This is a genomic window from Vibrio sp. S9_S30 (assembly GCF_014694455.1).
In the GTDB taxonomy this organism is placed as follows: domain Bacteria; phylum Pseudomonadota; class Gammaproteobacteria; order Enterobacterales; family Vibrionaceae; genus Vibrio.
In genome coordinates, this window is the sequence record NZ_JAAUWT010000012.1 from 34,121 (window position 1) to 55,910 (window position 21,790).

At 43.4% G+C, this 21,790-nt stretch carries 19 protein-coding genes; 6 read left to right on the forward strand and 13 right to left on the reverse strand.

Going from position 1 to position 21,790, the window contains the following annotated elements; translation table 11 throughout:
* Positions 1–110: 110 nt before the first annotated feature.
* From HC752_RS14990 to HC752_RS15025, 8 genes are all read right to left on the reverse strand, one after another.
* Positions 111–1,256, reverse strand: coding sequence for a cupin domain-containing protein (locus tag HC752_RS14990; protein WP_190335984.1), 1,146 nt, complete (start codon positions 1,254–1,256; stop codon positions 111–113).
* A 164-nt stretch (positions 1,257–1,420) separates the two neighbouring features.
* Positions 1,421–2,389 carry a glycosyltransferase family 2 protein gene (locus HC752_RS14995; protein WP_194717385.1) on the reverse strand — a complete coding sequence of 323 codons (969 nt, stop codon included), beginning with the start codon at positions 2,387–2,389 and terminating at the stop codon, positions 1,421–1,423.
* A gap of 372 nt (positions 2,390–2,761) precedes the next feature.
* The gene (gene alr, locus HC752_RS15000) at positions 2,762–3,988 is read right to left on the reverse strand and encodes an alanine racemase (RefSeq protein WP_190335985.1); all 1,227 of its coding nucleotides are present in this window, start codon (positions 3,986–3,988) and stop codon (positions 2,762–2,764) included.
* 134 nt (positions 3,989–4,122) lie between these two features.
* Complete coding sequence (locus tag HC752_RS15005; RefSeq protein ID WP_190335986.1) at positions 4,123–5,757, reverse strand: methyl-accepting chemotaxis protein; 1,635 nt, start codon at positions 5,755–5,757, stop codon at positions 4,123–4,125.
* 405 nt (positions 5,758–6,162) lie between these two features.
* Positions 6,163–7,533, reverse strand: coding sequence for an adenylosuccinate lyase (gene purB / locus HC752_RS15010; protein WP_190335987.1), 1,371 nt, complete (start codon positions 7,531–7,533; stop codon positions 6,163–6,165).
* Between the two features lie 34 nt (positions 7,534–7,567).
* On the reverse strand, positions 7,568–8,185 hold the full coding sequence (gene hflD, locus HC752_RS15015; protein WP_190335988.1) for a high frequency lysogenization protein HflD: 618 nt from the start codon (positions 8,183–8,185) through the stop codon (positions 7,568–7,570).
* A gap of 18 nt (positions 8,186–8,203) precedes the next feature.
* Entirely contained in the window at positions 8,204–9,316 is a 1,113-nt protein-coding gene (mnmA, locus tag HC752_RS15020) for a tRNA 2-thiouridine(34) synthase MnmA (protein ID WP_190335989.1), read from the reverse strand.
* 171 nt (positions 9,317–9,487) lie between these two features.
* A complete protein-coding gene (locus HC752_RS15025) occupies positions 9,488–10,153 on the reverse strand; it encodes a pseudouridine synthase (protein ID WP_190335990.1) in 666 nt (221 codons plus the stop codon).
* Positions 10,154–10,584: 431 nt separating this feature from the next.
* On the opposite strand from HC752_RS15025, the gene HC752_RS15030 reads away from it, so the two are divergent.
* Positions 10,585–12,813, forward strand: a complete 2,229-nt coding sequence (locus tag HC752_RS15030; RefSeq protein ID WP_190335991.1) for an NADP-dependent isocitrate dehydrogenase — start codon at positions 10,585–10,587, stop codon at positions 12,811–12,813.
* Positions 12,814–12,975: 162 nt separating this feature from the next.
* On the opposite strand, the gene cspD is transcribed toward HC752_RS15030, so the two are convergent.
* The gene (cspD, locus tag HC752_RS15035; protein ID WP_190335992.1) at positions 12,976–13,197 is read right to left on the reverse strand and encodes a cold shock domain-containing protein CspD; all 222 of its coding nucleotides are present in this window, start codon (positions 13,195–13,197) and stop codon (positions 12,976–12,978) included.
* 426 nt (positions 13,198–13,623) lie between these two features.
* On the opposite strand from cspD, the gene clpS reads away from it, so the two are divergent.
* The 3 genes from clpS (at position 13,624) to HC752_RS15050 (ending at position 17,512) form a co-directional block, all read left to right on the forward strand.
* Positions 13,624–13,944 carry an ATP-dependent Clp protease adapter ClpS gene (gene clpS, locus HC752_RS15040; protein WP_190335993.1) on the forward strand — a complete coding sequence of 107 codons (321 nt, stop codon included), beginning with the start codon at positions 13,624–13,626 and terminating at the stop codon, positions 13,942–13,944.
* Positions 13,945–13,986: 42 nt separating this feature from the next.
* Positions 13,987–16,263: an ATP-dependent Clp protease ATP-binding subunit ClpA gene (gene clpA, locus HC752_RS15045; protein ID WP_190335994.1), complete on the forward strand. Its 2,277-nt coding sequence runs from the start codon at positions 13,987–13,989 to the stop codon at positions 16,261–16,263.
* 211 nt (positions 16,264–16,474) lie between these two features.
* Entirely contained in the window at positions 16,475–17,512 is a 1,038-nt protein-coding gene (locus HC752_RS15050) for a serine hydrolase domain-containing protein (RefSeq protein ID WP_190335995.1), read from the forward strand.
* Positions 17,513–17,579: 67 nt separating this feature from the next.
* On the opposite strand, the gene infA is transcribed toward HC752_RS15050, so the two are convergent.
* The 3 genes from infA to aat all read right to left on the reverse strand — a co-directional run bounded on the left by infA (position 17,580) and on the right by aat (position 19,306).
* Positions 17,580–17,798, reverse strand: coding sequence for a translation initiation factor IF-1 (gene infA / locus HC752_RS15055; protein WP_001040192.1), 219 nt, complete (start codon positions 17,796–17,798; stop codon positions 17,580–17,582).
* Between the two features lie 84 nt (positions 17,799–17,882).
* Positions 17,883–18,584 carry an arginyltransferase gene (locus HC752_RS15060; protein ID WP_190335996.1) on the reverse strand — a complete coding sequence of 234 codons (702 nt, stop codon included), beginning with the start codon at positions 18,582–18,584 and terminating at the stop codon, positions 17,883–17,885.
* Positions 18,581–19,306, reverse strand: a complete 726-nt coding sequence (gene aat / locus HC752_RS15065; protein ID WP_190335997.1) for a leucyl/phenylalanyl-tRNA--protein transferase — start codon at positions 19,304–19,306, stop codon at positions 18,581–18,583. Before aat ends, HC752_RS15060 begins: the two co-directional genes overlap by 4 nt.
* A 34-nt stretch (positions 19,307–19,340) precedes the next feature.
* On the opposite strand from aat, the gene HC752_RS15070 reads away from it, so the two are divergent.
* Both HC752_RS15070 and aroA read left to right on the forward strand, forming a co-directional pair.
* The gene (locus tag HC752_RS15070; RefSeq protein WP_190335998.1) at positions 19,341–19,796 is read left to right on the forward strand and encodes a glycine zipper 2TM domain-containing protein; all 456 of its coding nucleotides are present in this window, start codon (positions 19,341–19,343) and stop codon (positions 19,794–19,796) included.
* Positions 19,797–19,947: 151 nt separating this feature from the next.
* The gene (gene aroA, locus HC752_RS15075) at positions 19,948–21,228 is read left to right on the forward strand and encodes a 3-phosphoshikimate 1-carboxyvinyltransferase (RefSeq protein ID WP_190335999.1); all 1,281 of its coding nucleotides are present in this window, start codon (positions 19,948–19,950) and stop codon (positions 21,226–21,228) included.
* 50 nt (positions 21,229–21,278) lie between these two features.
* Here the strand turns inward: aroA and HC752_RS15080 are convergent, their stop codons facing one another.
* Complete coding sequence (locus tag HC752_RS15080) at positions 21,279–21,524, reverse strand: YciN family protein (RefSeq protein ID WP_190336000.1); 246 nt, start codon at positions 21,522–21,524, stop codon at positions 21,279–21,281.
* Between the last annotated feature and the right edge of the window lie 266 nt (positions 21,525–21,790).

The following is a 21,790-nucleotide window of genomic DNA, read 5'->3' on the forward strand; positions in this document are numbered from 1 at the left end:
TGGATATCGGTTTGGATACCGATATCTGGATGTCACACGTTGTACTGCGATTGAAATGCATACACCTCGAACAAAATAGAGCCTCGAAAGATCAACCAACCCTAGCGGTGTTACTCTTGAATAAACCAATATCCTCGGTTGACAAAATCGCAAAGAATGCCGAGTGCGGTTCCCGCGTCTCCCGAGTTTTCGATATCATCCCAAATAATAACGCTCTGATCACACATCAAAACAATCAGCGCTTGCTGCGATTCTTCAACAGATAAGACGTCACCGTTGATATACGCGGTGAGTGGGGCATATTCGTGGTAGTACGCACGCAGACCAGAAACGCGCTCTATGATCCCCCCTTCTTGTAAGTGGTGTTGCAGTTGTTCTGATGTCCATTCTTCTTCAGCAGCAACGATGTCCAATTGATGGCGAGATTGGCTAACAAGACAACCAATGAACTTGTCGAGTGTCGCTTCATCGCTCAATGAATTCTTCAGCATTGCTTTTAATTGGTTGAGATCTTTATGTTGAATGACCCCTGTTGTTTCTTGTGTTTCTTGAGCGGGATTATGCAGATGGTGATCGCCCATATCATGAGCCAATACGTAATCCGCGAAATTGGAGAGAAGTTCCTGTTGCTTGGGCGAACGATAACCGACGGAGTAACTCATCGAAGGTTCTAGTGCGTAGCCATCGTGAGGAAAACCTGGCGGGATGTAAAGAATGTCGCCGGGCTCAAGAACGTCGTCGATGATGGGGTCAAACCCTTCAATTTGCCTCAAAGCGGAATGGCGGCAGGTTTCTTGGTATTGGCCTTTGTCAAGTGCACCGACGCGCCAATGACGCTTACCTAATCCCTGAATAATGAATACATCGTATTGGTCTATGTGTGGTCCGACACCACCACCTTGGACGGAGTAACTGATCATCAAGTCGTCAAATAGCCAATTAGGCATCGCATCGAAGGCTTTGACAAGCTCGGCGGCTTCGGGGTGCCAATGATTTGCGGCTTGAACAATAAAGGACCAGTTGGTTTCGGCTAAATTCGCGAATTTCTCTTCAGGAAATGGACCGTGCTCAGCTACCCAGTTATCTTCTAAATTGGACACAAAACGTGAGTCAATGTCCTCTTCCATGGTCAAACCGGCTAATTCTTCTGGAGAAAGGGGATCGGAAAAATGAGAGAAGCCACCTTTGATGATGGTTGGTTTTTTCTGCCAGTAGTGGTTAAGAAATGCTTCTAACGAAAAGGAGAGTTGGTACATGTGGGGTCGCATCTATAAAATTTGCCGACATTTTATACCTAAGTGACCCCTGGATACTAGGATCCGTCCACATGACTTGATCCAAAGCAATAAGAAACGCCTCCATACACCCAACAAGGGTTGCATTACGAGGCGACGTATTCGATAGCTTTGAAGTAATGGAATCAGACGCTTTTCAGATTCTTCTTTGCTTGTTCTTGAGGGGATTCTCGTTTTTTCAGGAGATACCTTGGTCGTTGTTTGGTCTCAATATACAACCGCCCCACATATTCGCCGATGATCCCTATTCCAATCAATTGGATACCGCCAAGGAATACAATGGCGACAATCAAAGTAGGGAAGCCTGGAACGGGGTTTTCATTTATGAATTTATCTATAATAATCCAACTGCCGTAACACAGGGACATGAAAGAAATAACGAAACCGATGTAACTCCATACCCTAAGCGGTAGCGTCGAGAAACTGGTGATTCCTTCTATTGCAAAATTCCACAGTTTCCAGCCGTTAAACTTGGATATGCCTGCTGCTCGCTCATTTCGCGTGTATTCGACGATGTCGACTTGCCCACCAACCCAAGAAAAAATGCCTTTCATAAATAGGTTTCTTTCAGGAAGTTGTTTTATATATTCAACGCTATCGCGAGAAAGTAAGCGGAAGTCCCCAACGTTTTCCTGAATTTTTAAATCGCTTATTTGGTTGTGAATCTTATAAAACATTTCAGCGGAGCTTCTTTTTAAGACGCTGTCGCTGGTTCTATTGACTCGCTTAGCGAGCACGACATCTGCTCCAGCTTGCCATTTGTCCACCATTTCAGGGATCACGTCGATAGGGTCTTGAAGATCAACATCGATCGGAATGATAGCATCACCAGTCGCGTGCTCTAATCCAGCCATTAAAGCGGGTTCTTTGCCAAAATTTCGAGTGAAGCTCAGGGAGACGACATTTTTGTCACAAACTGATAATGCATCAATAATGCTTTCGGTGAGATCCGTACTCCCATCATTAATAAATAAAATTTCAATATCGTAACAGCTAAGATCGCTATTTTCTTTTACCGTTTTATAAAAAATAGGAATAGCTTCTTCTTCATTAAAAACGGGCACTATCAGGGATATTTTAATGGTATCTCTCATCGACGAACCAAAAATGTTAACAATCAGATTGAAAAGTAAGACTTAATATAATGAGGCTAGATAAAACCTAAGTACATATAAATTACGTAAGTAAAATTATTAAGTTGAACGATGTCTCATTTAAATGTTTAGTAGTTGATTTTTTCTCTTTTTCTTATAAAAGAAATTCATGCTACTCAATTAAATGATATTTATTTGATAGATATTGGGTTTCATATCATTAGCAATCATGTTGGGTGAACTATTTATTTAATTAATTATGAGACTTTTTGTTATTTTATAAATACTTATAATTATTATAAAATAGGAGGCTGCCTTACCGGCAGCTTCCTATATATCTAAATTAGCTCAATGTGTCCGCGGGAGCTGCCACTACCAAACGTAGCGGCGAGGGTTAGAGTTACCCCAAATGGTGTAGATTTCAGGGAAAATCATATCCGTGTGTGTTTCTATTTCTCCGATGGTGATGCTTTTTTTACCTTGAGTACCAAACAATACGACTTCCGTATCCTGACGGATCCCATCAATATCGGTTACATCAACCATTGTGGTGTTCATCGAAATTTTACCGACGACAGGAACGCGCTGCCCATTAATGATGACATCCGCTTTGTTACCAAGGCTGCGATTGTAACCATCTGAATACCCAAGCGGAAGATTCGCTAGAACGGTCTCGCGTTCTGTGACAAATGAACTGTCATACCCAACAGTGCTGCCTGCTGGCAGCTTGTGCAAAGACGCTACTTTTGTTTTGTAAGAAACAATGGATGGGTATTCAGCATGACCTGGAAGGTCTCCGTACAAGACTCCGCCAGGACGCACCATATCAAACTGCGCTTCTGGAACGTTGAGTGAAGTGAAAGAATTCGCTGCGTGCAGAGTGACGTCTTCACGATCCAAGTCTGAGTTTTCGATGATCCAAAGTGCACTTTGCTCAAACTCTGCGGCTTTTTCTTTGATGTACTCCACTTCATAGTTAGGGAAGTGAGTCATGATGCCTACGATTTCAACATGATCAAAATCGGTCATTTTCAACGCGTCATGCCGCCCTCGTTGCGTAGACATATCTAGACCGTTACGTCCCATTCCACCAGAGTTAAGAGCAAGGTGCACGTTGATCTCTGTATCAAAGCGCTCAGCGATGCGTGCAATCTGGCGGGCTTTCGATAAAGAGCCAACCAGTTCTTCTACATTGTATTGGATGGCATCGGCAATTTCTTTATTGCTTGCAGAACGTACACGAATGAGCTGCCCGCTAAAGCCAGACTCACGAACGATGCGTGCTTCCTCGTTACTAGCAATGGCAACGCATGGGATGCCTTGAGCAAGGACGGTTGACATCAACCCTTGAATACCATTTCCGTACGCGTCGGCTTTCATGACGGCGCAAATGCGTGTGTCCGCGCCAACAAAAGTTCGGAATTGATTAATGTTATCGTTGAATTGAGACAAGTTCACCTCAAGCCACGCATTGCTGGTTTGGTATTGATGATTGTATTCACTCTCAATACCAGAAAGCAGTGGTGCACTGAGTGCTGGTGTTGAAATAGTGGATGCGGCAGCAAATGACAACGCTAATAGGGTTAATTTGGTTTTCATGTTTTTCTCCAAAGCAACCCCCTCCCGAATAAACGAGTGAATAGAGGAGGGGGGATTAGTTTGTATGCTGGGCGAAGGGTTCGCCCAGATGAATAAGGTTACGCTAGGGTTAATATAGCTTAGTAATGAAAGACTTACACCAGTCTGAACTTTGCCATTGACTGCTGTAAAGATAGGGACAGTTGCTCCAACTCAGAACAGGACTGCGCGGTTTGAAGAGAGCCCTGCGTTACTTGTTCAGCCGAGCTCTGCATGTTTTCGACACGAACCGAAAGGTCACCAACAACAGCGGATTGCTGGCTGCAAGCGCTGGCTATTTGAGCACCCATGTCCGAAATTTGAGTCACCGAATTCTGGATATCGCTCATAATATCTCGTACTTGATCGCCAAGCCCTAGACACCTTGTTGTGCTTTCTTGGCTTTCATCAGAAACGGTTTTCACTTTCTGAGTGCTGGCTTTAAATTCTTCAATGAGGGTGCTGATTTCACCTGTCGAATCTTGAGTACGTCCGGCGAGCGAGCGCACTTCTGAAGCAACAACGGCAAATCCCCGACCACTCTCACCAGCACGCGCCGCTTCAATGGCTGCGTTAAGTGCAAGGAGATTCGTTTGCTCTGCGATGCCTTGAATGACATCGACAAAAATATGAATTTGTTGTGAGCGTTTTTCCAGTTCAGCCACGGTTTCACTTGAAAGGCGAATGGATTCCGCGACTTCCATCATGGCATCGATCATCAATTTCACTTGATCATTACCATTTCTGGTTAGATTCATAGCATCTTGTGTTTCTTGAGCGGATGTTTCTGTATTTTTTGAAATATCGTGTATGACAGATTCCATCTCGGTCATCGAAGAAGACACTTGACTGGTTTCTTGTTGTTGGTGTTGCATGCCTTCAGCGGATTGTTTTGAAATCATGTTGACTTCACCAGCGGAATGATTCACCTGAGAAACCGCGGAAGCCACTTGCTCAATAAGCGATTTAAGGTTGTGTTGCATCGATTTAACGGATTCGGCAAGTTGGCCTAATTCGTCTTTTCCAAATGCATTGTGGTCGAGCTTTTTCGATAAGTCACCCTCTGCAATGTCGTTTGCCAAGGTCGCGACAGCTTTTAGCGGGCCACATATAGCTTTAGTCAGAACAATGGTCACGATCAGCATGACAATAAGAGCCAAAGCGTTGCTTACAAGATTCTTTATTTCTAAGCCATGTATCTCAGAGAGAATTGTGGCTCTGTTCGTGAGCATGGCGTCGTTTAGTATGCGTTTCAACGTAGTAAAGGCACGAGACATGGATTCGGCAGTGGCTTGATTATTCAGAACTAATTCTTGAGCTTTGAGGTTATGAGAATCCGTCAGCAATTGGTGGAATTGATTGCTCTGTGTAATGTATTGATTCCAATCACTCATCAGTTGATCGAAGGTGATCTGCTCTTCACCCGGCCACACCGACTTTCCGTAGGTTTCTAGGTTTTTAGTGAGCTCTTTTTTTAATTGTTCATTACTTTGAATGGCGCTGACAAGTTCAGATTTATTGCTATGAACCTTTAGCAGTTTGTATTGAGAAAGACGCAATTCTAAGAAATCTTGTTGCAGTGACTCAACTGTCATGACAGCGGGTAAGGTGTCATCAGCGTAGTTGAGCAGTTCATTTTGAATGTATTTCAAACCATTCAGGAAAAAGACAGCAAAAATAATATTAATAATCGCAATCAAAGAGAACGACAAAGCAAGTTTTCTGCTGATAGCAAGATTTTTAAGAAACATAGATTCCTCTTTATTATATAGCTCATTTTGGTGTTGTTGTATTTTCTGTATTTCTGAGGTCGTCCTTGATGAGGGGTGATTTATATCACACTATTTAATGATTTGTATTGTATTTATATGTTTAGTTACATTACAGAATATTATAATTCTTATATAACAATTGGTTATATTTATACATTACGTGTTATGAATGAAAAAAGAGCGGAAAGAGCAGAATTTGAGCAGGCAAAGAAATGTTCGAAATATGTTTCACTTGTGGCTCAAATATGAGATTTGGGATGATAAGGTGTTAGTTCTGGGCTTTTGCCAATCATCGTATAGAGATAAACATTCTGCTCAGGAACTAAATGAAAAAAAGCCAGCGGAGTTCAACTCAGCTGGCTTCATCGTTTTGTGACTGTAGGGTTATAACTTATCTGTCAACTCTATCGCTTGACCGATGTAGTTCGCGGGTGTCATTTCTTTCAAGCGAGCTTTTTCGCTTTCAGGAAGCGCCAAGCCATCAATAAAGTGACGCATGGCTACGCCATCGATACGCTTGCCACGAGTGAGCTCTTTTAACTTCTCGTACGGCTTTTCGATGCCATAGCGGCGCATGACGGTTTGTACTGGTTCAGCCAATACTTCCCAGTTTTGATCAAGCTCTGCTAGCAATGCCTCACGGTTTACTTCCAGTTTGCTAATACCCTTGAGAGTAGAGGTATACGCAATAATTGCGTAGCCTACACCAACACCTAAGTTACGAAGTACTGTCGAATCTGTTAGGTCACGCTGCCAGCGAGAAATAGGCAGTTTCTGTGCAAGATGATTGAACACGGCATTTGCCAAGCCCAAGTTACCTTCAGAGTTTTCGAAGTCGATTGGGTTCACTTTGTGAGGCATCGTTGAAGAGCCAATTTCACCAGCAATGGTCTTTTGCTTGAAGTGACCTAGTGCGATGTAACCCCATACGTCACGATCGAAGTCGATCAGAATCGTATTGAAACGAGCAATGGCATCGAACAATTCTGCGATGTAATCGTGCGGTTCGATCTGCGTTGTGTATGGGTTCCAAGTGACTCCAAGAGACTCGGTGATGAATTCTTCACTGAACTTGTGCCAGTCTAATTCTGGGTAAGCAGAAAGGTGCGCGTTGTAGTTACCGACAGCGCCATTGATTTTCGCTAAGATTTCTACATCGGCGATTTGCTTGTATTGACGCTCCATACGGTACGCAACGTTCGCCATTTCTTTACCCATCGTTGATGGAGAGGCTGGCTGACCATGAGTACGAGAAAGAAGAGGGATGTCGCGGTACTCTTCAGCAAGGGCTTTAATAGCATCAATGATGTTTTTAATTTCAGGAAGTATGACGGTTTCACGTGCTTCTTTCAGCATCAGTGCATGAGACGTGTTGTTAATGTCTTCTGAAGTACAAGCGAAATGAATGAATTCATTGACTGCGTGAAGCTCTGGTACACCTGCAACTTTTTCTTTCAGGAAGTATTCTACGGCTTTTACGTCGTGGTTAGTTGTGCGCTCAATTTCTTTGATGCGTGCTGCGTCTTCTTCGCTGAAGTTTTTTGCTAGCTCGTCCAAGAATGTATTTGCTTCAGTGCTGAATGCAGGGACTTCTGCAATGGCATCTGTAGCTGCAAGCTTCTGTAACCAACGGATTTCAACGATTGAACGATACTTTAGGAGGCCATACTCACTAAAGATGTTGCGTAACGCAATCGTTTTACTTCCGTAGCGGCCGTCTACCGGTGAAACAGCAGTCAATGCTGACAGTTCCATGTTATTCTCCTGAATATCTGAGTGATTTGTTAAGTTAGATTCGTGCCAGCAAAATCTGAGCTTGCTCGAGCATGCTCTTGCGACCAAAAATTAAGTGGCGACGCTTGCCGCCAGTTTGACGCCAAAGAACGGCACATCGAATGCCCGAAAGCAATAGAGCGCGGACTTTGTGTTGGTTGGCGGTTTGCTGTAAGACTGAAGGGGTGCCAGTGACTTGAATACGAGGCCCTATCGGGCTAACAACATCCAAGTAAATGCTGGCGAGATTGCTGATCATGTTGTCATCGAACAGATCAAAATGTTCGGTTTGGCGTTGAGCCATTTGAATGCGATCACCTAATTGAGACAAAGCATCACGGCGACCACTTAGTTTACGCTCAAGTGCCATCAATGAGATCAAGTAGCGTGTGATTTCTCCGCCTGCGGGTGTGCTATCGATGCCTTTTTCTAGACACTCTAATCCGATCTTGAGGTTTGATTCGTTCCCAAACACTTCAAGCGTGTTGCTAGGTGTGGTGTTCAAAATGGCTTTAATAGAAGTTTCAAACGCGTCTTTATCACAGTGACCTTCTTTCGCGATATCTTGCATCAGCGCGACTGCTTGACACATGCCAGCAAAAGCGATGGTACGGTCATAAAGTGTATTAGCCACGTAAGTGCTCCTTAATTATCAAATACGTTTTTCTATGATGCCACCACCTAAACAGACGTCGTCTAAATAAAAGACGGCAGATTGTCCAGGTGTTACAGCAACTTGCGGTTCATCAAAAATGACTTTTATCGTTTCGTCATTAACAGGGATGATAGTACAAGGAATATCTTGTTGGCGATAGCGTGTTTTCACTGTGCAGGACATGGGGTGTTTAATCACTTCGCGATCGACCCAATGAAGCTGTGATGCTATTAAACCCGTGGATTTAAGAAGCGGGTGATCTGCGCCTTGAACCGCAATGAGTACGTTACGTTTTAGATCTTTTTCTGCGACGTACCAAGGGTCTTCGTTTCCGCCACCGCCTTTTTGCCCACCAATGTGCAGACCTTTGCGCTGGCCAAGCGTGTGGTACATCAAACCTTGGTGCTCGCCAATCACTTTGCCTTCTGGGGTTTCGATCTTACCTGGCTGGGCAGGCAAGTATCGTGAAAGGAAGTCAGTAAACTTGCGCTCGCCAATGAAACAGATACCGGTAGAGTCTTTTTTCTTCGCGGTAATCAGATCTTGTTCTTCTGCAATGCGGCGCACTTCAGGTTTCTCTAACTCACCAACAGGGAACAAGCTGCGTGCGATTTGATCGGAGCTTAATGTGTAAAGGAAGTAGCTTTGATCTTTGTTGCCGTCTAAACCACGGAGCATCTGAGGCTTCTGACCTTCCGCTGTAGGAAAAGTACGACGCACATAGTGACCCATGGCGATGTAGTCAGCATCGAGCACTTCATCGGCGAATTCCAGAAATGCTTTGAATTTGATCTCTTTGTTACAAAGAATATCAGGGTTTGGTGTGCGGCCAGCTTTGTATTCCGCTAGGAAGTATTCAAATACGTTGTCCCAGTATTCGGCCGCAAAGTTAATGGTGTGTAGAGGGATACCCAGTTTGTCACATACAGCTTGTGCGTCGGCTAAGTCTTCCGCTGCGGTGCAGTACTCCTCATTGTCGTCTTCTTCCCAATTCTTCATAAACAAGCCTTCAACTTGATAGCCTTGTTGTTTTAGAAGATAGGCGGAAACAGAGGAGTCAACACCGCCGGACATACCGACGATCACTTTCTTTTGGCTGTTATCTGACATTGGTTTTACCACTTAAATTACTTGGGGGCAGATTCTAACAGAAAGAATTTGCTGGATACAGATCCGAGAGTTAAATCACAAAAAGCATTCACTTTGCTTGCTGAAAACTTCGTCAATATATCCAAAAGCGACTGACTATATCCCAAAGTGACTGACTATAGCCAAAAGCGGTTATACCGTGATGTACTTCCATTCACCTGGCTGCAAATCGCCTACATTCCAATCTCCCATGGAATAGCGGATCAAGCGAAGAGTTGGGAAGCCTATGTTAGCGGTCATACGGCGTACTTGTCGATTTCGACCTTCTACGATAGTGATAGCAAGCCAAGTGGTCGGAATCGCGGCTCGAAAACGAACGGGTGGGTGGCGTTTCCATACATTCGGTTCAGGCATGATTTCCACTTGTGCAGGCAAGGTCATGCCATCTTTCAGCTCGACACCAGCTCTTAGCTTTTCGAGTTCTTGTTCTGTTGGCGTGCCTTCGACTTGAACCCAGTAGGTTTTAGGCGATTTAGATTTAGGTTGAGTCAACCTCGCTTGCAAGATACCGTCGTTAGTGAGCACCATCAGACCTTCACTGTCTCTGTCCAAGCGACCTGCCGCATACACGTTCTTTACAGATATGTAGTCGGCCAGCGTTTTTCTTCCTTCACCGTCTGTAAATTGACTGAGAGTGTCGAACGGTTTGTTAAATAGAAGTACCTTACGATCTTCTGGTGATACTGATTGAGTTTTTTGTGGCGTTTTTTTTGATCGAATTTCGGTCTTTGTTTTAAATGATGGAGTGCGAGAAGTACCAGAACTCTTTGATTTTACGCTGCGAGAGCGAAAAGACATGTTAACTACCTTGCAAAAATGTAAATGAACTGTGGGTGGAAGTTTAACTTCATTTGTGATTAGGCTATAGTTTGCGCGCCAAAAACAGGAATCACAAACTGATGATAGACTAAACAATGAGAGTTGTTTAGTTTTACGTGAGTACAGTATCCGCTAGAGGATACAGACGCTACACCCTTTCCATTATTACGATAAATGAGGATGTGTACGCGATACCAAACCAAAGTAGTGCTTTCTGTTTAGTCAGAATTACCGGTACAGGTAATCAGTTGAACTAGAATAAATACACTACAGAGTCGAAGACTCTTAAAGAGGTTTGGGAAAACAATCGCGGTCAGCCATAGGAGGATGTAGTACGGACTGACTGGCGATACATTCATGCAGACCTATTTCTCATCCAATAGAGACTGTCAGATATATAGGGAAATTTCATGCCAACAACTAAGCCTACTATAATTTATACAATCACTGATGAAGCGCCCGCTTTGGCAACTTATTCACTATTGCCTATTATCCGTGCGTTTACTTCATCATCTGATATCAACGTCGAAACAAGAGATATCTCACTAGCAGGGCGTATTATTGCTAACTTCCCTGATTACTTAACGGAAGAGCAACGTATTGGCGATGCTCTCACTGAGCTAGGTGAACTGGCAAAAACGCCTGAAGCAAACATCATCAAACTACCCAACATTTCTGCCTCTGTACCGCAATTACAAGCCGCGATTAAAGAGCTTCAGAGCAAAGGCTATGCGCTTCCAAATTATCCGGAAGAGCCAAAAACGGACGAAGAAACCGCCGTTAAAGCGGTATACGACAAAATTAAAGGCAGTGCGGTAAACCCAGTTCTACGTGAAGGAAACTCCGACCGCCGTGCGCCTGCTTCTGTTAAAAATTACGCCAAGAAAAACCCGCATTCAATGGGGGCTTGGAGTGCAGACTCTCAATCTCACGTTGCTAGCATGAGCGACAGCGATTTCTTTGGTAGCGAAAAGTCCGTCACGATTGATGGTGCAACGAGTGTACGTATCGAGTTTGTTAGTGCTAACGGCGACGTCGATGTACTGAAAAACGAGTTTCCTCTACAAGATAAGGAAATCATCGATGCTTCGGTTATGAACAAAGTAGCATTGATTTCATTCTTTGAGAAAGAAATTGAAGAAGCAAAAGAGCAAGACATTTTGCTTTCTCTTCACATGAAAGCAACCATGATGAAGGTTTCAGATCCTATCATCTTTGGTCATGCTGTTCGCGTTTACTACAAAGACGTTTTTGAAAAGTACCAAGATGTGTTTGAACAAATTGGTGTGGATGTCAATAACGGCATCGGCGATGTATATGCAAAAATAACGTCACTACCAGAAGCTCAGCAAGAAGAAATTAAAGCGGCATTGCAAGCGGTGTATGCGACTCGTCCAGCTCTTGCTATGGTTGATTCTGACCGTGGCATTACCAACCTTCATGTACCAAGTGATGTGATTGTTGATGCATCTATGCCTGCTATGCTTCGTTCTTCTGGCCAAATGTGGGGACCAGATGGCAAGCTAAAAGATACAAAAGCCATGATCCCAGATCGCAGCTACGCAAGTGTTTACCAAGCCGTTATCGATTTCTGCAAAGAAAACGGTGCATTTGATCCAACTACCATGGGCAGCGTGCCAAACGTGGGTTTGATGGCACAAAAAGCGGAAGAATATGGTTCTCACGATAAAACATTCGTTCTGAAAGCATCCGGTCAAGTTCGTGTTGTTGATACAGCAGGTAACGTACTTATTGAACAACGTGTTGAAGAAGGCGACATCTTCCGCATGTGTCAGGTGAAAGACGCCCCGATTCAAGATTGGGTTAAACTTGCGGTTAACCGTGCTCGCGCGACAGGTGTACCAGCGGTGTTCTGGCTTGATGAAAACCGTGCTCATGATGCGCAGCTTATCAAGAAAGTGAATACTTACTTGCCTGAACACGATACCTCTGGTTTAGAAATTAAGATCTTAGCCCCACTTGAAGCCACTCAATTCTCTTTGGCGCGTATTAAAGATGGTCTAGATACTATTTCTGTTACAGGGAACGTACTTCGTGACTACCTAACTGACTTATTCCCAATTCTAGAGCTGGGTACTTCTGCAAAAATGCTGTCTATTGTTCCGCTAATGAACGGCGGTGGTCTGTTTGAAACGGGTGCAGGTGGTTCAGCGCCTAAGCACGTTCAACAAGTAGAAAAAGAAAACCACCTACGCTGGGACTCACTAGGTGAATTCCTTGCATTAGCGGCATCGCTTGAGCATTTGAGCACGGTAACAGGTAACAAGAAAGCACAAGTGCTTGCTGATGCTCTGGATAAAGCCACAGGTGAATTCCTAGATAAGAACAAATCCCCTTCACGTAAGGTGGGTGAGCTTGATAATCGTGGTAGCCACTTCTATCTAGCCTTATACTGGGCGAAAGCATTGGCAGAGCAATCTGATGATGTGTCGTTGTCTGCACAATTTGGTCCTATCACCAAGCAAATGGCGGAAGGTGAAGAAGTGATTGTTAAGCAACTTAATGATGCTCAAGGCGTTGCGGGTGAGCTTGGTGGATACTTTGCACCTGTCGATGCGAAAGCATCAGCATTAATGCGTCCGAGTGACTTGTTGAACAGTATCGTTGATGCCATATAACGCGCGACTAGATAAAAAGTAACGCGAATAGCTAAAAAGGCTGCGATCTTATGACTCGCAGCCTTTTACCTTAAAGCTTATGCCCAAATTCAACTTTAAAATTGTCTGGGTATAGAAACAAAGAAACCCGCGGAAGCGGGTTTCTTAAACCTTGAATTTCAATTATTTGGCTTGTTCGCCTTCAATTGGAATTACAGAGCTCGCATGGAAGCCTTTTGGACCTTGTTCAACTTCGTAGTTGACAGGCTGTCCGGCTTTAAGAGTACGGTATCCGTCCATTTTTATTGTTGAGTAGTGTGCGAATATATCGCCGTCTTCTCCTTCCGGACAGATAAACCCAAATCCTTTGGCGTTATTAAACCACTTCACTGTACCTGTAGCCATGCTATACATCCCTCATGCATTTTTTAGTAACTGATGTTGTTTACGTAGACGCAGCTGTATCTATCAATATTGTTGCATCATATTTCTATGGCTACAAATTCAGCAGTTGCTAAATTTTTAACCATCAAGAACACAATTTAGCCAATGAATGAGCTCAGTCAATAGTTTGCAGTAATAAAATCTAACAATTTGACAAAGATTTCATTTTTGAGATTAACAAAATTATAACTAAGGTGCATATTGACAAGAATGTTGTTGTGGGTATCAAAAATGATATTTTCCTCAGTAAAAAATCTCATTAAAGTTTGAATAACTCCAATAGCAATGTTTTATTTGCAGGGATACAATTGGTGCATTAGTCTTAAGTAGAGGGTGAAATTTGGGTGACATCCTTGAGTCTCAATCCTCCTAAAAACCGACAAAAAAATGAGCAAGCAATATCAATGGGTCACTCCAGACTCGGATTTACTGGAGAAAGAAAAAACACAAGTAAAACCGCCGGCTATGTATAACGTTATCCTCAACAATGACGATTACACGCCAATGGATTTTGTGATTGAAATACTCGAACGTTTCTTTTCAATGGATATAGAAAAAGCAACACAAGTGATGCTCAAAGTGCATTACGATGGGAAAGCAATTTGTGGTACTTACACTGCCGAAGTTGCGGAGACAAAGGTGGCGCAAGTCACTGTGTACTCGAAAGAGAATGAGCATCCGCTGTTATGTACAATGGAGCAGGCATAAAGCTTGCTTGAGCAACATAGGTTGTTCTTTGGGGAGGTACTTATGCTAAATAAAGAACTAGAGTCGAGCCTTAATAGTGCTTTTGCTCGTGCGAGAGACAAACGCCATGAATTCATGACCGTTGAACATCTGCTCCTCGCATTACTCGACAACGACGCTGCAAAGGAAGCACTAAAAGCATGCCAAGCTGACCTGGAGGTTCTTCGCCAGGAGCTGGATACATTTATCGATCAAACGACACCTCTCATTCCAGAAAACGATGAGACAAGAGAAACTCAACCAACTCTAAGCTTTCAACGCGTATTACAACGGGCCGTTTTCCACGTCCAATCTTCAGGGCGCAGTGAAGTAACGGGTGCGAATGTATTGGTTGCTATCTTTAGTGAGCAAGAATCTCACGCGGCTTACCTACTCAAGAAAAACGACATTAGTCGCTTAGATATCGTTAACTATATTTCACATGGAATCAGTAAATCGCCGCAAAATAACAGTGAAGAAGATTCGTCTTCTAATGTGTTTGGTGAAGAGTCCACTTCAGAAGACGGTAACTCTGAAGAGCGATTAGAAAATTTTGCAACGAACCTAAATCAGATTGCAAAACAAGGTCATATTGACCCGCTTATTGGTCGAGATAAAGAACTTGAGCGAACCATTCAAGTGCTTTGTCGTCGTCGCAAAAACAACCCATTATTGGTTGGTGAGGCAGGCGTCGGAAAAACAGCCATTGCTGAAGGGCTAGCTTGGCGAATTGTAGAAGGTCAAGTGCCTGAAGTGATCAAAGACAGTGTCATTTATTCTCTGGATATTGGCTCTTTACTTGCTGGTACTAAGTATCGTGGGGACTTTGAAAAACGATTCAAAGGAATACTTAAGCAGTTAGAAAAAGAAGAAGATGCAATTCTGTTTATTGATGAGATCCATACTATCATCGGAGCAGGTGCCGCATCAGGTGGGCAAGTCGATGCCGCTAATTTGATTAAACCACTCCTTAGCAGTGGCAAGCTGCGTTGCATCGGTTCTACAACCTATCAAGAATACAGCAATATATTTGAAAAGGAGCGTGCACTTTCACGTCGTTTCCAAAAAATCGATATCGTAGAGCCTTCGTTGGACGATACGACTAAGATTTTGATTGGTCTCAAACCTAAATATGAAGCTCATCATGAGGTTCGCTACACCAAGCAGGCTTTACGTGCTGCGGTAGAACTTTCAGCGAAGTACATCAATGAACGCCATTTGCCCGATAAAGCGATAGATGTGATTGATGAGGCGGGTGCACGCAGCCGATTGGCTCCTGCAAGCCGTCGAAAGAAAACGGTTGGTGTTTCCGATATTGAGAACATGGTTGCCAAAATGGCTCGTATTCCGGAAAAATCCGTATCTTCGTCGGATAAAGATATCCTGCTGAATCTTGATGAAAAAATGAAGATGTTGGTATTTGGTCAAGACCCAGCAATCGAAGTATTGAGCGAGGCAATCAAACTTACTCGAGCAGGATTAGGGGCGGATAACAAACCTGTTGGTTCGTTCTTATTTGCCGGTCCTACTGGTGTCGGTAAAACAGAAGTAACAGTTCAACTTTCTAAGTTACTTGGTGTTGAGTTGTTGCGTTTCGATATGTCTGAATATGGTGAGCGCCACTCTGTCAGCCGTTTGATTGGTGCGCCTCCAGGTTACGTTGGTTATGACCAAGGCGGTTTGTTGACTGATGCTGTGATTAAACATCCACATTCCGTTGTGCTCTTAGATGAGATTGAAAAAGCGCACCCAGATATCTTTAACCTGCTGCTGCAAGTTATGGATAACGGTACGTTAACGGACAACAATGGACGCAAAGCGGATTTCCGTAATGTGATTCTGGTTATGACAACCAACGCTGGCGTTGCAGAGACGGTTAAGAAGTCTATTGGTCTGATTCAGCAAGATCATAGCCATGATGCCATGGGTGAGATTAAGAAAGTATTCACTCCTGAGTTTCGTAACCGTTTGGATAACATCATTTGGTTTAATAGCTTAGATGAAAGTGTGATTCACCAAGTCGTTGATAAGTTTATTGTTGAGCTTCAGGCGCAGCTTGATTCTCGTGGTGTATCCATGGAAGTATCTGAGGACGCTCGCCACTGGTTAGCGCACAAAGGCTACGATAAGACCATGGGGGCGAGACCAATGGCTAGGGTGATACAGGAAAACCTTAAGAAACCTCTTGCCAATGAGTTGCTCTTCGGCTCTCTTGTGGATGGTGGAACAGTTAAGGTCACTCTAAAAGACGATGAATTGGTGTTCCATTATGAGAACAAGAAAGAAGCGGTCCCTCATTAATTGAACCTAAAAAGTACACGAAGTACACGATATAAATGCGCCTCTCGAGGCGCATTTTTTATTCCCCGCTCTCAGCTATGTCATTGAGCCTCATTGTTTTTCAATATTTCTTCCATTATTGAAAAGCTTCATTCGTTTTTAATCTAATCTTTATGTTTGCTATGCAACGCTCAATGCTCCATGCAACGATAAGAAAAGTAAGGGGTTCCTTATGCGTTGGCTTTACGTATGTTTGATGGCTTTTGTTCTTTCCGCTTGCGGAGGAAATAAAACGCATGTGGTTTTAGCACCAGAACATTTCTCAGGCATCATTGAAAGAATAGAAAATAACCAAGCAAACAACATACATGCATTAGTGGTATGGCAAGACAATAAAAAGATCGTTGAGGTCTTTCGAGAAGGGGGAGGGCGATATGGACATATTCAGACTTCCAAAATGCCGATCGGTCGTGATGCGCTTCATAATGTTCATTCGGTGACAAAATCTTTTGTCGCAACACTCATTTTTATCGCCATTGATGAAGGTCGATTAGCCAATCTCGATGTCCCAGTTTTCAGTTTATTCCCCGAATACCAAAAAAAAGACTCTCAAGACAAGATGGCGATAACGGTAAGGCATGTACTGAATATGTCTACTGGTTACGCACTTAATGAACACGTGATGCCTTACGGTATTGGAAACCCATTTCAGCGACACTATGCAGCAAAAGATTTGGAAGAGATGTTTCTGAATACGACGTTACGGTTTGAGCCGGGAAGCCAGTTTTGCTATAGCGGCCTGTCTACTATTGGACTCTCAAAAGTGATAGAGCGTATTTACGGTAAGCCATTTGCGACGGTTATGCGTGAGAAGCTATTTGAGCCACTTGGCATTAGCAATTATCGATGGATCAATCAACTGGGGTCTGGTGAGCCAGGAGCTGACTGGGGGCTAATGACCGATAGCGAATCCATGGGTAAATTTGGTCTGATGTTGCTGAACAACGGCAAATGGGAAGGTAAGCAAATTATCGCTTCTGAATGGGTTCAGTTGATCAAATATAGTGAGTTCAATCAAGGTGTTTTAGGGTATGGAATGCACTTTTGGCAATTGCCGCAACTTTCATCGGCTTATGCCGCGATGGGCTATGGAGAGCAATACATTATTGTTATTCCCAGCAAACACGCCGTTATCGTTACTACCGGAGGCAATTACAACCAAGGTCATCAAATTCTCAATTTAGCGCAACAGGTGTCCCAATTGCTGTGAATCAGGTTTCGTGGAGGCTAACGCAAAAAACGGAGCATAGAGCTCCGTTTTTTGTGTGTCTCGAAAATTAACGAGCGCGGAAGACGATACGACCTTTAGACAAGTCGTATGGAGTCATCTCAACAGTTACTTTGTCACCTGTAAGAATACGGATGTAGTTCTTACGCATTTTACCGGAGATGTGTGCAGTTACTACGTGACCGTTTTCAAGCTCAACACGGAACATAGTGTTAGGAAGAGTGTCAAGAACCGTGCCTTGCATCTCAATTACGTCTTCTTTGGCCATTTAATCCTCTTTAGAAATTTGGCTGAAATTTTTAACGATCGAATTCTGCCGTTAAAACAATAAAAAGTAAAGATGCGGCGTATTCTACCCCCGCCACCGATGATTTACTAGCCTTTGATGAGGATGAAAGCGCACTTTGTAGTTCATGGCCTGACATTCGTCGATTTGATAACCCAAGTACAGCCACTGCTTACCGCTTTTTTTGCAGTAATCCAGTTGAAGAAGTACGCACAATGTGCCGAGAGAAAGTTCAGAGTTGGGGGTATAGAAGGTGTAAAAAGCCGATGCACAGTTAGACATGACGTCAGTCACAGCGACACCAATTAATTTATCTTCTTCATAAACGTGCAAAAACTGAGTGTTGAGCCACTCATTTTGAGCGAAATCGGCAAAGTCCTGTTTCTGTGGAGGGTACATGCTACCCTCACGATGACGTTCATTGATGTATTGTTCGTATACATCAAACCATTCATCATCGAGCGAGCTTTTCATTTTCCATTCAACATTTTTAGCCTTGTTCAGCAATCGTTTCTGACTTTTAGACGGTTTGAAATCAGAGACGGCGACTCTGAGAGACTGGCAGGCATTGCATTGTTCACATTGAGGTTTATAGATAGCATTCCCACTTCGGCGGAAGCCATTCGCCATGAGCAACTCATAACCTGAGCAGGTATGCAATACATCATCTAAGACCACAGCAACGCGCTCTTGGTGCTCGTCTAAATAGCTGCAATCATGGGATTCAGTCATCCCAATACGGATTAGAGTTTGATCTTTCTGATTCACGACAACTCCCCTGAAATCGGACTTTCAAGTATTTGGGGTTGGTAGCATTGCTTAGATACGTGTTTTGTTTTTAGAATTTCCAGCATATCAATAAAATCAGCTCGGCTACATTCAGCAGCCCCCAAAGATTGCAAATGCGCATTCATTAGCTGGCAGTCAATTAATGCGCCTCCATTACGCTGAAAATGTTGGCAAAAATGCCAGAGAGCCACTTTTGATGCATTTCTCTGTATGCTAAACATAGACTCTCCACAAAAGACTTGTCCAATTTCCACCCCATATAATCCACCAACAATCTGGTCTTTGAGCCAAACTTCCACCGAATGCACATGCCCAAGTGATGCAAGACGTTGATACGCCTCTCTCATTTCTTCGACCAGCCAAGTTTCATCGGGCGATCTTGTTTCCGCGCACAAGGTGATAACTTCTTTGGTTGCTTTATTAATGGAAACTTCATAGCCCGATTTGCGAAAATATTTTTTGAGACTTTTTGCCGGTTTGAATGTCTTAGGATCGAACGTTGCACGAACGCTAGGGCTCCACCATAAAATAGGTTCATTGTGGCTATACCAAGGGAAAATACCTTGCTGGTATGCTGAAAGTAGTCGGTCGGGATGAAGGTCTCCACCCATGGCAATTAACCCATCAGGGTTATCCAGTGCTTCCTTGGTTGAGGGAAAGCTTTGTCGATCAGTGCTAAGCTCAGGTAGAAAAATCTTCATATCAACTATTTTGGCAGAATTTTGGGAAATTATAATGAGAAAAATATTGCTAATGTTATTAATTATTCCTGTTTTTGTGCAGGCTGAATACCAAAGAAATCAGGCGAGAACCGTAAATGAAGTGGTTTATGGCAAGGTAGACAGTATTCGTTATATTACCGATCAGCAGGTAGTAGAGTCGAAATCCAGTGGTTGGCAAACCTTGGCCGGTGCGACAATAGGGGGTTTGATTGGGCATCAATTTGGTGGTGGAACAGGTAAGCAAGTTGCCACAGTTGTAGGTGCCGTTGCAGGTGCTGGTATCGCCCATGATAGGTCTAATCAAGTTTATCGAATAGAGCATAAATTAGTGGAAATTCTGATAGATACGGATAAAGGGGAGCTTGTTAATGTGATACAAGATGTGGATGCTAATATGTTATTTCAACGTGGGGACTCAGTTAGAATTTTGTACTTTGATAACGGCGTGCGAGTAGACATTGCTTACTGATGCATTTTTCCTTGTAGTCAGCTCAAATTAAAAGCATGTTTGCAAGGCAAACAGGTGCTAGCAAAGCACTCTGTTTTTGGTTAGTCTGCAAGTACGAAAAATAAAAACTCGCATTCGGATGTGTGAGACTATGCAGGAATAATCAACATAGATGGAAAGCCTTACGTTACAACCCATTTCTCTCGTTTCTGGTGAGGTAAACTTACCTGGTTCAAAAAGTGTTTCAAACCGTGCCCTTCTTTTAGCCGCTTTGGCTTCTGGTAAAACTCGACTCACCAATCTATTGGACAGTGATGACATTCGCCATATGCTGAATGCGCTGACCAAACTAGGCGTGAGTTATCAGCTTTCAGACGATAACACTGTCTGTGAAGTGGAAGGTCTAGGCAGCAGTTTTAATGTTGAAAATGCTCAGGAGCTGTTTTTAGGAAATGCAGGAACCGCAATGCGCCCACTGGCGGCTGCGTTGTGTTTGGGGAGCGGCGAGTATGTACTTACTGGCGAACCAAGAATGAAAGAGCGACCAATAGGGCATTTAGTCGATGCGCTTAAGGCTGCTGGTGCTGATATCGAATACTTGGAGAATGAACATTACCCGCCTTTGAAAATCAAAGGAACGGGGCTACAAGGTGGCACAGTAGACATTGATGGTTCAATTTCAAGCCAATTTTTAACAGCGTTTCTTATGTCGGCACCGCTAGCGGAAGGCGATATTAAGATCAATATTATTGGCGAGCTTGTTTCCAAACCGTACATCGATATTACCCTGCACATTATGAAGCAGTTCGGTGTGGACGTGATCAATCATGATTACCAATCCTTTGTGGTTCCTTCAGGGCAGTTTTATAAGGCGCCTGGTGACTTCTTAGTGGAAGGCGACGCTTCTTCTGCTTCTTATTTTCTTGCCGCTGCAGCAATAAAGGGTGGGGAAATCAAAGTGACTGGTATCGGTAAAAACAGCATCCAAGGTGACATTCAGTTTGCCGATGCACTTGAAAAAATGGGTGCTGGAATTGAGTGGGGCGACGATTATGTGGTGTCACGTCGAGGTGAATTGAAAGCCATTGATTTAGATTTTAACCACATACCTGATGCCGCAATGACGATAGCGACAGCAGCGCTGTTTGCGGAAGGCACAACGGTTATTCGTAACGTGTATAACTGGCGCGTAAAGGAAACGGATCGTTTGTCTGCAATGGCAACAGAGTTGCGTAAAGTGGGGGCGGAAGTCGAAGAGGGTGAAGATTACATCGCGATTACACCAACGCCTAATCTCAAGCATGCCGCCATTGATACATACGATGATCATCGTATGGCAATGTGTTTCTCTTTGGTTGCGTTAAGCGATACGCCAGTGACAATTAACGATCCTAAGTGTACATCAAAAACTTTTCCAGATTACTTTGAGAAATTGGCCAGCCTAAGTCAATAATTAGAGCGTAACCTAAAGAGCCCCAGCAACGATGTTTCTGGGGCTTTTGTCTACTCTAAGGTAAATTCTTTAGACAACTGATGAGCAAGATATTTGAACATATTGAAAACAGCGGGTGTTCGTTCACTAGGCAGTCCTTGTTCATTTAAAAAGTATTCACCTTTAAAGATCAATACCCCATCTTTTTCTATAACGGAATCTGCTCGCATACCTTCTAAATATTCGTCATGTTCTTGAATAATGTTGTTGGCGATGAGCAGTAAATCAAACTCAGAAATGCTTTTTTTTGAACTCATGAAAACCTCTAATTATCGATGAGGGAAGGGTACTGATGTGGCATAAATTATCAAGGATTCTCTATGCATTTCGCTATTGTTGCATAGATACGGCAAGGTGAAATCAGCTCTTTTTTGTGAGCCATTACAGAAATCCACTATTTTCTCTAGTCTACGACTCATCTCATGATTACTATGTGCGCAATTTTGACAAGGTACATAGACGTTCAAAGCGCTTACTACCCTATATGATCCCAGTTTTCTGATTGACCAGATGTCGACCACTC

Excerpts from the sequence above, each read along its gene's own strand:
- aat (WP_190335997.1), bottom strand. The coding sequence starts at position 19,306 with ATGAAGATTTTTCTACCTGAGCTTAGCACTGATCGACAAAGCTTTCCC.
- aroA (WP_190335999.1), top strand. The coding sequence starts at position 19,948 with ATGGAAAGCCTTACGTTACAACCCATTTCTCTCGTTTCTGGTGAGGTA.
- clpS (WP_190335993.1), top strand. The coding sequence starts at position 13,624 with ATGAGCAAGCAATATCAATGGGTCACTCCAGACTCGGATTTACTGGAG.
- purB (WP_190335987.1), bottom strand. The coding sequence starts at position 7,533 with ATGGAACTGTCAGCATTGACTGCTGTTTCACCGGTAGACGGCCGCTAC.
- HC752_RS14995 (WP_194717385.1), bottom strand. The coding sequence starts at position 2,389 with ATGAGAGATACCATTAAAATATCCCTGATAGTGCCCGTTTTTAATGAA.
- clpA (WP_190335994.1), top strand. The coding sequence starts at position 13,987 with ATGCTAAATAAAGAACTAGAGTCGAGCCTTAATAGTGCTTTTGCTCGT.
- HC752_RS15005 (WP_190335986.1), bottom strand. The coding sequence starts at position 5,757 with ATGTTTCTTAAAAATCTTGCTATCAGCAGAAAACTTGCTTTGTCGTTC.
- HC752_RS14990 (WP_190335984.1), bottom strand. The coding sequence starts at position 1,256 with ATGTACCAACTCTCCTTTTCGTTAGAAGCATTTCTTAACCACTACTGG.
- HC752_RS15070 (WP_190335998.1), top strand. The coding sequence starts at position 19,341 with ATGAGAAAAATATTGCTAATGTTATTAATTATTCCTGTTTTTGTGCAG.
- cspD (WP_190335992.1), bottom strand. The coding sequence starts at position 13,197 with ATGGCTACAGGTACAGTGAAGTGGTTTAATAACGCCAAAGGATTTGGG.
- infA (WP_001040192.1), bottom strand. The coding sequence starts at position 17,798 with ATGGCCAAAGAAGACGTAATTGAGATGCAAGGCACGGTTCTTGACACT.
- HC752_RS15025 (WP_190335990.1), bottom strand. The coding sequence starts at position 10,153 with ATGTCTTTTCGCTCTCGCAGCGTAAAATCAAAGAGTTCTGGTACTTCT.
- alr (WP_190335985.1), bottom strand. The coding sequence starts at position 3,988 with ATGAAAACCAAATTAACCCTATTAGCGTTGTCATTTGCTGCCGCATCC.
- HC752_RS15080 (WP_190336000.1), bottom strand. The coding sequence starts at position 21,524 with ATGAGTTCAAAAAAAAGCATTTCTGAGTTTGATTTACTGCTCATCGCC.
- HC752_RS15030 (WP_190335991.1), top strand. The coding sequence starts at position 10,585 with ATGCCAACAACTAAGCCTACTATAATTTATACAATCACTGATGAAGCG.
- mnmA (WP_190335989.1), bottom strand. The coding sequence starts at position 9,316 with ATGTCAGATAACAGCCAAAAGAAAGTGATCGTCGGTATGTCCGGCGGT.
- HC752_RS15050 (WP_190335995.1), top strand. The coding sequence starts at position 16,475 with ATGCGTTGGCTTTACGTATGTTTGATGGCTTTTGTTCTTTCCGCTTGC.